The organism is Brevundimonas sp. NPDC055812, assembly GCF_053616535.1.
The window spans coordinates 208,264-219,635 of record NZ_JBSHDX010000007.1 but is presented as its reverse complement, the minus strand read 5'-3'; the positions used below and the strand labels follow the sequence as shown (position 1 = coordinate 219,635).

Sequence of the window (11,372 nt, the reverse complement as noted above, 5' to 3'; positions counted from 1 at the left end):
TCCGGCACGAAGACGTCGTTCAGGCCGATGTCGCCCGTCACCGAGGCGCGCAAGCTGAGCTTGTCGCCGATCTTGCCCGTGGTGAAGCCGTCGAAATCGCGCTCGACGATGAAGCCCCTGATCTTGCCGTCCAGCTTGGCCCAGACGATGGCCAGGTCGGCGATGGGCGAGTTGGTGATCCAGTATTTGCCGCCGTTCAGACGATAGCCGCCGTCGACCGCGACCGCCGTGGTCTTCATCGAGGCCGGGTCCGACCCGCCGTCGGCCTCGGTCAGGCCGAAGCAGCCGACCAGTTCGCCCGCCGCCATCTTGGGCAGGAACTTCGCCTTCTGCTCGTCCGAGCCGAAGGCGTAGATCGGATACATGGCCAGCGACGACTGCACGCTCATGGCCGAGCGATAGCCGCTGTCGACCGCCTCGACCTCGCGCGCGATCAGGCCATAGGCGACGTGCGATGCTTCGGAGCCGCCGTACTGCTCGGGCAGCATGGCGCCGAGGAAGCCCATCTCGCCCATCTCGGTCATGATGGCGCGATCGAAGACCTCGTCGCGGAAGGCGGCGACCACGCGCGGCAGCAGGGCCTCGCGCGCATAGGACCGCGCCGCGTCCTGAACCATCCGCTCCTCGTCCGTCAGGCGCCCCGTCAGGTCGAACGGGTCGTCCCAGCGGAAGGTTTGGGCGGAAGAAGCGGCGGAGTTCGACATGATGGGCGTTCCTGATGGACTGGAAGGTGCGGGAAGGCGCTTGCCAAGGCTGCGCGTTTAGATGATATAAAGCTATATCATTTGATCCAGCAATGCCCTTGTGCGGCGTATCATCGGGAGAAGGCATGGGCCGGGGCTCCACCCTCGTTGAAAAGATCATCGCCCGAGCCGCCGGTCTGGACCGGGTCGCGCCCGGCCAACTGGTGACGGCTCAGGTTGATCTGGCCTTTGCGCACGACAGTTCGGGGCCGCGTCGCTGGGCGCCGATGCTGCGCGAGCTGGGTGTGGGGCTATGGGATCCGCAGAAGGTCGCCATCGTTTCGGACCACTATGTCCCGGCGGTGGACGCCGAATCCGCGCGCATCCTGAAGCTGGCGCGAGAGTTCGCGGCCGAGCATCAGGTCGGCGCCTTCTTCGACATGGTGGGCATCTGTCATCTGGTCCTGCCCGAGCATGGCCTGATCCGGCCGGGCGCCTTCGTGGCGGGCGGCGACAGCCATTCGCCGACGGCGGGCGCGTTCGGCGCCTATGCGGCGGGCTATGGCGCCACCGACATGGCCGCCATCGTCGCCACGGGCGAGACCTGGCTGGCGGTGCCCGAGACGATCCGCGTCGAGTGGTCGGGCCGGTTCGGCGCGGGCGTGGCGGCCAAGGACATCATGCTGTTCCTGTGCCGCGAACTGGGCATGGACAACGCCTTCAAGGCGATCGAGTACGGCGGCGACACGGTCGAGGGCCTGTCGATGGCCGAGCGTATGGTCCTGTGCAACATGGCCGCCGAACTGGGCTGCGAGGCCGGGGTCGTGGCGCCGGACCGGACCACGTTCGACTATCTTCGCGCGGCCGGGCGTCCGGTCGAGGATGAGGCGGCGGCTCTGGCGCTGGCGTCGGACCGCGATGCCGCCTACGCCGCCGTCCACTGCTTCGATGCGGCGACGCTGCAGCCCCAGATCGCCGCGCCGCATGATCCGTCGCGCACTCAGGACGTGACCGAACACGCCGGGATCAAGGTGGATCAGTGCTATATCGGCGCCTGCGTCGGAGCCAAGATCGAAGACCTGCGCATGGCCGCCGCCGTGCTGAAGGGCCGCAAGGTGTCGCCGGACACCCGACTGTTGATCGCCCCGGCGTCGCAGAAGACCACGACGACAGCGACGCAGGACGGCACCTTGCAGACGCTGATGGAGGCGGGGGCGGTCCTGCTGCCGTCCGGCTGCGGCGCCTGCGCTGGCTATGGCGCCGGGGTGCTGGCGGATGGCGAGGTCTGCATCTCTTCGACCAACCGCAACTTCAAGGGGCGCATGGGGTCCAAGGAGGCGCAGGTCTATCTCGGCTCGCCCTATTCCGTGGCCGCCGCTGCCGTTGAAGGCCGCATCGCCGATCCGCGTCAGTTCCTGGGAGAGGCGGCATGAGCGGTCGGGCCTTCGTCTTCGGCGACAATATCGACACCGACGTCATGGCGCCTGGCACGCTGATGAAGCTGCCGCCCGAGGAACTGGCGCAGCATTGTCTGGCGGCTGTCGATCCTGACTTCGCCCGCACGGTGGCCAAGGGCGACTTCGTCGTCGGCGGCCGCAGCTTCGGCATCGGCTCGTCGCGCGAGCAGGCGGCGGTGTCGTTGAGCCTGCTGGGCGTGCGCGCCGTGATCGCGCGCTCTTTCGCTCGTATCTTCTGGCGCAATGCGATCAATCTGGGGGTGCCCTGCATCACCCTTGAACAAGCGGGCGAGATTTCCGCAGGCGACCGGCTGGAGGTCGATCTGGCGGCCGGGCGTCTGACGAATCTGACGACGGGGCAGGGCTATGATTTCGCGCCCCTGCCGCCGCACCTTATGGCCATGATGGATGACGGGGGGCTGATGTCGCACCTGAAGAAGAAGCTGGGGGGCGCCGCATGAGCGAGCGGTTGAACCTGCGTCGCCGGCTCAAACAGTCGCACGCCCTGCTGGCGCCGGGATGTTATGACGCCCTGTCCGGCCTGTTGATCCAGCAGGCGGGGTTCGAGGCGGCCTATTTGTCGGGCGCCTCGGTCGCCTATACCCAGCTGGGGCGGCCTGATATCGGCTTGGTCAGTCTGGATCACGTCGTTGACGTGGCGGCGCGCATCACCGAGCGTATCGACATCCCTCTGATCGTCGACGCCGATACCGGCTTCGGCAACGCCCTGAACATGGGCCGGACGGTGAGGCTTTTCGAGCGCGCGGGCGCCCGCGCGATCCAGATCGAGGACCAGACCTTCCCCAAGCGGTGCGGCCATCTGCGCGGCAAGGGCGTGATTTCGGGGCAGGAGATGGCGGGCAAGGTCCGCGCCGCCGTCGATGCGCGCCACGACGACGACACCCTGATCATCGCCCGCACCGACGCTATCGCGGTCGAAGGCTTTGAAGCGGCGATGGATCGCGCCGAACTGTTCCTTGAGGCCGGGGCCGACGTCCTGTTCGTCGAGGCGCCGCGTGATCTGGATCAGATGCGCGCGGTGGCCCAACGCTTCGCCGCCCGCGTTCCCCTGCTGGCCAATATGGTCGAGGGCGGAGACACGCCGCTGAGTTCGGCCGACAGTCTGTCCGAGCTGGGTTATCGTCTGGTGATCGCGCCGGGGGCCATGGTGCGCGCCGTCATTCCGGCTGTCGAAGCCTTCCTGTCGGTGCTGAAGCGCGACGGCGGCACGGCGGCGCACCGGGCGCACATGACCGACCTGATGGGGGTCAACGCCCGCATCGGCCTGGATGAGATGATGGCGCTGGGACAGCGATACGAAGCGCAGGAAGAGGAGAAGGCATGACCGTCGCGGACCCCAACCTCTACGACTACTGGCCCTATCGGGACCGGCCGAAGATCGTCTGGCCCGGCGGCAAGAAACTGGCCTTCTGGGTCGCGCCGAACATCGAGTTCTATGAGTTCGATCCCGCGAAGAACCCCGGCCGCGCCGGCTGGCCCAAGCCTGCGCCCGATGTCGTCGCCTATTCCCAGCGCGACTGGGGCAACCGCGTCGGTCACTGGCGACTGATGGAACTGCTGGACAAATACGGCCTGCGCGGCTCGGTGTCGCTGAACGTCGCCCTTTGCGACCACCATCCCGAGATCATCGAGGCCTGCGTCGAGCGGAACTGGGAGTTCTTTTCGCACGGCGTCTACAACACCCGCTATTCCTACGGCATGGACGAGGCGCAGGAGCGCGCCATCATCGAAGACGCCATCCGTACGGTCGAAAAGGCCAGCGGCCAGCGTATCCGCGGCTATCTGGCACCAGCGTTGACGCACACCGAGCGGACGCTGGACCTGATCGCCGAGAACGACTTCTGGTACACCTGCGACCTGTTCCAGGACGACCAGCCGCAGCCGGTGAAGACGGCGTCAGGCAAGTTGATTTCGCTGCCCTATTCGCTGGAGGTGAACGACGTCATCACCTACGGCGCACTGGGGATGAGCCCGGCGCGCTACACCGACATCCTGAAGCGGCACTTCGACCAGTTGCTGGAAGAGGGCGAGCAGAGCGGCACGGTCATGTGCATTCCCCTGCACGCCTATCTGGTCAGCCAGCCGCACCGCATCGGCCCGTTCGAAGAGGCGCTGAAACACATTATGGGCCACGCAGACGACGTGTGGTTCGCCACCGGCGCCGAGATCGCGGGCTACTATCGCGACCACTGCTGGGACCAGACGCAGGCCGATATCGCGGCAAGAGGCTGCGCGACCGGAGGAAAGGGGTTCGGCCATGGCGCTGCCTGAGGACTATCTGACCTATCCGCACCGCTCCTACGGCATGGATCAGACGCTGTATCCGTGGCGTCCGGCGACCGAGCGGTCGAAGATCGTCTGGCCGGACGGCAAGACGGCCGCCGCGATGATCGTGGTCCCGCTGGAGTTCCATCGCCTGAACCCGCAGGGCAAGCCGTTCAAGCACCCCGGCGCCATGCAGACGACCTATCCGGATCTGCGCCACTTCACGACGCGCGACTACGGCAATCGTGTGGGCGTTTTCCGCATTCTGGATGCGCTGAAGGCGAGGGGGCTGAAGGCGGTGTTTCCGACCAATGGGGTCCTGCTGGAACGCGTTCAGCCCTTGGTTGAGGCCATCCTCGCCGACGGGCACGAGATCGCCGCCTATGGCTGGGAGGCGGACTGCATCCACTGGAGCGGGCTTGAGCCGGGCGTCGAAGCGGAATGGATCGGCTGCACGCGCGACGCCTTCGACAGGGCGGGGCTGAAGCCGCGCGCCTGGATGAGCCCGGCGCGGCAGCAGTCGTTCCAGACGCTGGCGCTGATCGCCGAGGCAGGCTTCGATATCTGCCTGGACTGGGAGCAGGACACGGTTCCCGTGCCGATGCAGACGGAAAAGGGCGTGGTCTGGGCGGCGCCTTTATCGAATGAACTGGATGACCGCACCCTGCTGACCGTGCGCCTTCAGACCGAGGACGAATGGGCCGATCAGGTGCTTGAGGCGATCCGCCTGCACAAGGCCGAGGCCGACCGTTTCGGCGGCCAGGTCGTCGGCTTCACCCTGACACCCTACGTCAGCGGCCTGCCGTTCCGGATGAAGCCTGTCCGCAGCGTGCTGGACGGTCTGGCGCAGGACGACGCCGTATGGACCGCCGGCGTCTCAGAGATTGTCGAGGCGGCGCGCGCCTGAGGCCGCCGTCGTCCCGGCTCCAGACTCGGTCGTCGCCCCCAACCTTCGGCCGGGAAGCGTAAAAGCGTAAAAGGAAGGGCGGCGGATTTCGGTCCGCCGCCCTTCAATTCTTCAGGCTGCCGTCGGCTCAGCGCGAGGAAAGCCAGTCCAGCACGTCCTGCGCCGACACCACGTCGGCGTACTTCAGTTGAAGGTCCGTCAGATTGGCGTAGTGGTAGCTCTCGTGCTTGTCCGCCACGCACTCCTCGGCGACGATGGTGCGGAAACCATAGGACAGGCTGTCCACCGCCGTGGCGCGCACGCAGCCCGAGGTCGAGCCGCCCGTCACCAGCACCGTATCCACCTTGTGCCAGCGCAGGTAGGAGTTCAGCGGCGTCTCGAAGAAGGCCGAGGGCATCCGCTTGGTGTAGATCAGGTCCACAGCCTCATCGATCCGGCAGCGCGGATCGAGGGCGTGGCGCTCGGACCCGTATTTGATGTTCTGCAGGCTGTCGGGCGTGTCGGTGCGCGTGCCCCAGACCCCGGCGTCGCCGGCGTCGGCCTTATAGGCGACATGGCTCCAGATCACCGGCATCCCCTTGGCGCGCGCGGCGGCCGAGATGCGATTGGTGAAGCCGATCTGGTCAGGGTGGGTCACATAGGCCGTCTTTGGAAACAGATCGGGGCGGGTGTAGGATTGCTGGAAATCGACGTTCACCACGGCCAGTTTCTCGCCGAATCCAAAACGAGCGCGGGCGGGATTGGCCTTGACCGCTTCGAACAACTCGCGCGCTGTCTTGTTCTCGCGGATCATGGTCGGTTCGAAGACAAGGTCGCTCACAGTCGGTCTGTCCTTAATGGTATAAAGATAGGTCAACTATAGCCCGTCCTGCGGCGGGCGCCAGCCGATCCTGAAGCGGCGCAGCGGAAATCAGGCGCCGTCCTGCCAGTTTCCTTCCTCGCGGCGGCTGAGCAGGTGATAGCGGAATCGGTCAGCGTGATAATGGGCGTGAATGTACTGGACCGGCGTCCCGTCGGACCGGCGCATGATCCGTTCGATCCTGAGCAGGGGCGATCCGATCGCTACCTCAAGCGCCGAGGCTGCGGAGGTGTCCGCCCCCACGGCTGAAATCCACAGCTCGGCTTCATGCGGGGTCGCGCCGGCTCGCTCCAGAAGATCCAGCATGGACTGTTCGGCAAAGGCGGCGTCATCGCAGCTGCTGGCGACGAAATCCGGCAGCCACGACACCAGATAGGAAAAGGGCGTCTCGCCCAGTCGGCGAAGGCGGATGATGCGTTGGACCGGCGCGCCGGGGTCGACCGCCAAGGCGCGCGCGACATCGGCGTCGGCCGCCTCGACCCGGCTCTCCAGTAGTTCGACCTGGGTCTCGTGTCCCATGGTCTTGAGCGAATCCATCAGGGTGGAAAACGAACCCGTCACCACAGGCAGTTCGACCTGCGGCGTCACCACCGTGCCGCGCCCGCGATGACGTGTCACCAGACCAGCCTCGGCCAACTCATTGAGCGCCCGCTTGACCGTGATGCGCGAGGCGCCCAGCATTTCCGATATCTGGTGTTCGCCGGGCAGAAGGGAGCCAGCCGGAAACGCGCCGCGCCGGATGCGCTCGGCCAGCAGCAGACGGATCTGGTGGTAAAGGGGGACGGGCAGCTGATCGTCCAGAAGGTCGGGACGAAGATCCAGGGCGGCGTCTGTCGGCGAAGCGGATGTCATGCCGTCTTGTGTGGCTTGCCGCGGCGACGGAGACAACCCGCAGTAGCCAAGCCGCTAAGGTCTGATAATAAGAACAAGTTCGCTAATTGACGACGCAGGCGCAGACGCCGGCGTGTGGAGGATAAGCTTGGCCAGACAGGGCGCTGGGGCAGGAGCCGACATCGGTCGGCGCAGCCTCAAGGCGGACGGCGGATCCAGCAGTCTGCCGATCTACCACCAACTGACCACTATCCTGCGCCAGCAGATCAAGGACAGCGCCTTTGCGCCGGAACAGCCGCTGCCGTCCGAAATGCAGCTGGCGGCGGCCTATGACGTGTCGCGGGTAACCGTGCGGCGCGCGCTTGATCTGTTGGAGCGCGAAGGCTGGATCCGGCGCAAGCATGGCGTCGGCACCTTTGTCGCCCCTCGCGCCGACGAGGCGCAGCGAGAGGAGAGCCGAGTGTCCGGCCTGGTCGAGAACCTCATCACCCTGGGGCTTGAGACGACCGCGCGGTTGCTGGCCTATGAACCGGAGGCGCCGACTCCTGCCGCCGTGCTTCAGGCGCTGGATCTTCCGGCTGACGATCGCGCGCTGCGCATCGAGCGGCTGCGTTTCTTCAAGGACAAGCCGTTGTCGGTGACGACGGTGTGGCTGCCTCGCTCCGTCGCCCAACTGACGCCCAGGAGCGTTATCGATGACCGCCCGATCATGCGTATTCTTGAAGGCGGCGGGATTCGCGCGCAGCGCGCCGAACAGACCATCAGCGCCATTCCAGCCGACGATGCGGCGGCCAATAAGCTGAATGTGGCTATCGGGGCGCCGCTGCTGCGCCTGCGCCGGACGGTGTTCGACGGCGACGGCCGCCCGTTCGAGCATCAGGTCGGCCTCTATAATCCCGATCAATATGAATACCACATGCTGCTGACGCGCGATAACAGCTCGGCCCGTCCGCAGTGGCGCCACATCGGTTGACGCGAAGCGCGGCGGGACAGGCCCGCCGCAACCCCGTCGGGATCAGACGCCGAATTTGCGCAGCGGGACGTCGGCCAGAGGAAGGGTCGTCGTCTTCTCTTCGGTGAAGAAGGCCATGGAGGCGGCGGCCCCGTCGCGGCCGAGGCCCGAATCCTTCACGCCTCCGAAGGGCGCGCGCAGTTCACGCACCATCGGGGTGTTGACCCACATCAGACCGGTCCGCACCGCCTGGCTGACGCGCAGGGCCTTGTCGATGTTCTGCGTCCAGCAATAGCCGACCAGGCCGAACTGGCTTTCATTGGCCATGCGGACGGCGTCTTCCATGTCGCTGAATTTCACGAAGGCGGCGAAGGGGCCGAAGATTTCCTCCTGGCAGACGCGGTCGCTGTTGCTGGGGGCCAGGACGGCGGTCGGCTCGATGAAATAGCCCGGCTGGTCCAGCGCCTTGCCTCCGGTCAGCAGCGTCGCGCCCTGGCTCTGTGCGATGTCGACATAGGACAGGATATGCTGGCGGTGACGGGCTGAGGCGATCGGCCCGATTTCGGTGGCGTCGTCCAGAGGGTCGCCGACACGGATTTTCTGCGCTCGTTCGACGAAGCGGCCGACGAACTCGTCGAAGATGGAATCCTGGACAAGGATGCGCGACCCGGCCAGACACTGCTGGCCGTTGTTCGAGAAGATGGAGATCAGGGCGCCGTCCAAGGCCCGTTCCTGATCGGCGTCGGCGAAGATGATGTTGGCCGATTTTCCACCCAGTTCCATCGCGGCCGGCTTCAGCCGACGCCCGGCCGCCTGCATGATATGGCGGCCTGTCTCGGTGCCGCCAGTGAAGGCGATCAGGTCGACCTCGGGGTGATCCACCAGGGCGGCGCCTGTCGCCGCGCCGCGCCCGTTCACCAGGTTGACCACGCCCGGCGGTGTGACGGTGTTGATGATCTCGACCATCCGGGCCAGCGACAGCGGCGTCTGCTCCGACGGCTTCAGCACGCAGGTGTTGCCGAAGGCGATGGCCGAGGCGACCTTCATCGAGGCCAGCGCCAGCGGCGAGTTCCACGGCGCGATCAGGGCGGCCACCCCGACGGGGTGGCGGGTGACGAAGGTCAGGTGATCCTTGATCTGCTGCCAGACCTGACCCGGTTGTTGGCTGATCGCCTCGGCGAAGAAGCGGAAGTTGTAGGCGGCGCGCACAACCTGACGGCTGAGCACGTCGCGGCGGACGATCCCCGCATTCAGCGTCTCCAGCGTCGCGAGTTCCAGGGCGTTTGCGTCGATGGCGTCGGCGATCTGGTAAAGCACCGCTTGGCGGGCCTCCACCGACATGTCGCGCCACGCCGGGTCGTTGAAGGCCCGTCGGGCAGAGCGGACTGCGCGATCGACTTCCTCGGCGTCAGCCTCCTGCAGTTCGGAGATGATCTCGCCGTTGCCGGGGTAATAGGCGGGCAGGCGTTGGCCGCCGCGCTCACCGACATAGGCGCCGTCAATCAGGCTGGTGACGAGTTGGGGAGCCCAGTCGAAAGGAGAAGCGGGGAGAGCCATGAGCGGGCGTCCTGATACTGTGGCGACTTGTGTTGTGTTTAAGCTAATACGTGATGGGGGCGGATCGCAAGGCGAGACGATGCGGCGGTGTCAAAGCAGCAGTGCGTCTGATTGGACTGCCTACTGTTCGGAAGTCGAACCCCGTCCGCACATGAGGTTGCAACTGCCCTCTTGTCGGATCGGCGAACAAATGTATTAAGTCAGATACAAGTAGGCATGAGGTCGCCAGTATGCAGCAATGGGACGCCCAAGTGGTCATCGTCGGCGCCGGCCCGGTCGGGCTGAGCGCGGCCTTGCGGCTGGAAGCTTTCGGGATTTCGGCCGTCGTCCTTGAGGCAGAAGCGGAGTTGCCGGAAGACCTGCGGGCCTCGACGTTTCACCCGCCGACGCTGGACATGCTGGCCCAGTACGGCCTGGCCGATCCGTTGATCGCACAGGGTCTGAAGTGCGAGCAGTGGCAGATCCGCCAGCATGAGACGGGCGAGCGCGCCGTATTCGACCTGTCCTACCTGAAGGGCGAGACCCAGCATCCCTTCCGGCTTCAGTGCGAACAATTCCGTCTGTGCCGCATCCTGGCCGACCATCTGGCGGACGCCCGTCACGTCGATATCCGCATGGGCGCGACGGTGTCCGGCGTGACGCAGGACGAGGACGGCGTCAGCGTGCTCTATGAGCAGGATGGCCAGACGCAGGCGTTACGCTGCCGCTATCTGATCGGCGCCGATGGCGCCCGCAGCGCGGTGCGGACCCTGCTGGGCTGGGATCTGGACGGCAAGACCTATCCCGAGACGACCATTCTGGCGATTACCGACTTCCCCTTCGAGGACCACCTTGAGGGCCTGTCGAACGTCAACTACTGCTGGACCGAGGGCGGGACATTCTCTCTGCTCAAGCTCAAGGATTTCTGGCGCTGCAGCCTCTATCCGCGCGGCGAGGAGTCCATTGCGGACGCGCTGGACTGCGCCAGCATCGAGCGCAAGCTTCAGGCCATCGTCGCTCGGGATGAGCCCTATAGAGTGCTGGAGATCCGCCCCTATCGCGTGCATATGCGGATCGCGCCTGATTACCGCAGCGGCCGGGTCGTCCTGGCGGGCGACGCCGCCCACATCAACAGTCCTTCGGGCGGCATGGGCATGAACGGCGGCGTCCACGACGCCTTCAATCTGACCGAGAAGCTCAAGGCGGTTCTGGAGGGCGCCGATGAAGGTCTGCTGGACCTCTACACCCGGCAGCGCCGTCCCATCGCGGAGCAGGAGATTCTGGCGCAGGCGGATCGCAACCGTGGGCGGATGCAGGAGCGCGACCCGGAACGTCGCAAGGTCATGATGGCCGAGATGCAGGCCATGTTGGCCGATCCCGTGCGGCACAAGGACTATGTGATGCGTTCGTCGATGATCGATGGCCTGCGCAAGGCGGCGACGCTGACCTGAGGCGAGCTCCTCCGCGCGCCGCTGCTTGAGGGAGCGTCGGCGAAAGCGGAGCGGGGCGAGGGGCCGCGGGCCGGGATGCAGGGCGTCCCGGCCCGTTTTCATATCAGGCGCCCAACTGCCCCTTGAGGGCGTCGACCTCTTCCTGAAGCACATAGAAGACGCGGTCGGTCAGCGCCGCGTGGCGCGCGCGACGGGCCGTCTGCTGCGCCTCGGTCAGAATATGATGATCGACCGCGTCGGCTGTCAGGACGCCCTGGGCGGCCAACAGGTCCTCAAGCGTGGCGACTCGGTCGCTCAGGCCCGCGACCTCGGTGACGAGGGCGGTGATGATGGCGGTCAGGCGGTCGTTGGCCGTGTCCTCGAAGAAGGTGGGGCGGGGCGGTTTGGGCGTGGACATCAGAAAACTCCTC

12 protein-coding genes are annotated in these 11,372 nt (G+C 66.0%); 7 read left to right on the top strand and 5 right to left on the bottom strand.

Annotation, left to right across the window (positions count from 1 at the left end; all coding sequences use genetic code 11):
• Nucleotides 1-704, bottom strand: a 704-nt coding sequence (locus ACWGL1_RS13440) for an acyl-CoA dehydrogenase family protein (RefSeq protein ID WP_452112267.1), incomplete at its 3' end; no start/stop codon positions are given.
• Nucleotides 705-829: 125 nt separating this feature from the next.
• Between ACWGL1_RS13440 and ACWGL1_RS13435 the strand changes: the two genes are divergently transcribed.
• The 5 genes from ACWGL1_RS13435 to ACWGL1_RS13415 are packed head-to-tail and all read left to right on the top strand — an operon-like array spanning nucleotide 830 to nucleotide 5,333.
• Nucleotides 830-2,116 (top strand): 3-isopropylmalate dehydratase large subunit, encoded by a 1,287-nt coding sequence (locus ACWGL1_RS13435; protein ID WP_338575106.1) that lies wholly within the window; start codon nucleotides 830-832, stop codon nucleotides 2,114-2,116.
• Entirely contained in the window at nucleotides 2,113-2,601 is a 489-nt protein-coding gene (locus tag ACWGL1_RS13430) for a LeuD/DmdB family oxidoreductase small subunit (protein ID WP_338575104.1), read from the top strand. The genes ACWGL1_RS13435 and ACWGL1_RS13430 overlap by 4 nt, the downstream gene beginning before the upstream one ends.
• Nucleotides 2,598-3,485, top strand: a complete 888-nt coding sequence (locus ACWGL1_RS13425; RefSeq protein ID WP_452112266.1) for an isocitrate lyase/PEP mutase family protein — start codon at nucleotides 2,598-2,600, stop codon at nucleotides 3,483-3,485. The genes ACWGL1_RS13430 and ACWGL1_RS13425 overlap by 4 nt, the downstream gene beginning before the upstream one ends.
• Nucleotides 3,482-4,432: a polysaccharide deacetylase family protein gene (locus tag ACWGL1_RS13420; RefSeq protein ID WP_452112265.1), complete on the top strand. Its 951-nt coding sequence runs from the start codon at nucleotides 3,482-3,484 to the stop codon at nucleotides 4,430-4,432. Before ACWGL1_RS13425 ends, ACWGL1_RS13420 begins: the two co-directional genes overlap by 4 nt.
• Nucleotides 4,419-5,333: a polysaccharide deacetylase family protein gene (locus ACWGL1_RS13415; protein WP_452112264.1), complete on the top strand. Its 915-nt coding sequence runs from the start codon at nucleotides 4,419-4,421 to the stop codon at nucleotides 5,331-5,333. The genes ACWGL1_RS13420 and ACWGL1_RS13415 overlap by 14 nt, the downstream gene beginning before the upstream one ends.
• Nucleotides 5,334-5,460: 127 nt before the next feature.
• Here ACWGL1_RS13415 and ACWGL1_RS13410 read toward each other — a convergent pair whose 3' ends face one another.
• Nucleotides 5,461-6,153: an isochorismatase family protein gene (locus tag ACWGL1_RS13410; RefSeq protein ID WP_452112263.1), complete on the bottom strand. Its 693-nt coding sequence runs from the start codon at nucleotides 6,151-6,153 to the stop codon at nucleotides 5,461-5,463.
• Between the two features lie 90 nt (nucleotides 6,154-6,243).
• Nucleotides 6,244-7,044 (bottom strand): GntR family transcriptional regulator, encoded by an 801-nt coding sequence (locus tag ACWGL1_RS13405; RefSeq protein ID WP_291775924.1) that lies wholly within the window; start codon nucleotides 7,042-7,044, stop codon nucleotides 6,244-6,246.
• A gap of 127 nt (nucleotides 7,045-7,171) precedes the next feature.
• Here ACWGL1_RS13405 and ACWGL1_RS13400 point away from each other — a divergent pair, with 127 nt between their 5' ends.
• A complete protein-coding gene (locus ACWGL1_RS13400) occupies nucleotides 7,172-7,996 on the top strand; it encodes a GntR family transcriptional regulator (RefSeq protein ID WP_291775950.1) in 825 nt (274 codons plus the stop codon).
• Between the two features lie 42 nt (nucleotides 7,997-8,038).
• On the opposite strand, the gene ACWGL1_RS13395 is transcribed toward ACWGL1_RS13400, so the two are convergent.
• On the bottom strand, nucleotides 8,039-9,532 hold the full coding sequence (locus ACWGL1_RS13395) for an aldehyde dehydrogenase (RefSeq protein WP_452112262.1): 1,494 nt from the start codon (nucleotides 9,530-9,532) through the stop codon (nucleotides 8,039-8,041).
• A 230-nt stretch (nucleotides 9,533-9,762) separates the two neighbouring features.
• On the opposite strand from ACWGL1_RS13395, the gene ACWGL1_RS13390 reads away from it, so the two are divergent.
• Nucleotides 9,763-10,962, top strand: a complete 1,200-nt coding sequence (locus ACWGL1_RS13390) for an FAD-dependent oxidoreductase (protein ID WP_452112261.1) — start codon at nucleotides 9,763-9,765, stop codon at nucleotides 10,960-10,962.
• 103 nt (nucleotides 10,963-11,065) lie between these two features.
• On the opposite strand, the gene ACWGL1_RS13385 is transcribed toward ACWGL1_RS13390, so the two are convergent.
• Nucleotides 11,066-11,359 (bottom strand): hypothetical protein, encoded by a 294-nt coding sequence (locus ACWGL1_RS13385; RefSeq protein WP_291775969.1) that lies wholly within the window; start codon nucleotides 11,357-11,359, stop codon nucleotides 11,066-11,068.
• Nucleotides 11,360-11,372 lie beyond the last annotated feature (13 nt).